Here is a 302-nt window from a genome sequence, read left to right on the forward strand (position 1 = left end):
CGGCGGGCCTGGCCTCGACGCGCTGTCGCCCGGCGGTAAGGGCGGCAAGGGTGGCGACCCGGTCGGCGTGGGAGTCGGCGGTACCGGTGGGGCGCCCGGCGGACCCGGCGCCCTTGCTGGCGCGAGCGGCGCGACCGGCGTCATCATTGCAGGTAACGGCGGTAACGGCGGCACCGGCGGGTTGGGCTTCAGTGGTCCCGGGGACGGTGGCGCCGGTGGGACTGGCGGGGCCGGCGGTGCCTATGGCAACGGCGGCACCGGCGGAGCCGGCGGTTCGGGTGACAACGGCGGTGCCGGCGGGG

The 302-nt window shown here is 78.1% G+C and carries 1 pseudogene; it reads left to right on the forward strand.

The features are described 5' to 3' along the window. Positions 1–302 (forward strand): annotated as a pseudogene (locus F0Q45_RS27125) (PE family protein); the annotation flags it as partial.

It is taken from the genome of Mycobacterium simiae (genome assembly GCF_008370645.1).
GTDB classification, from domain to species: Bacteria; Actinomycetota; Actinomycetes; order Mycobacteriales; family Mycobacteriaceae; genus Mycobacterium; species Mycobacterium simiae_A.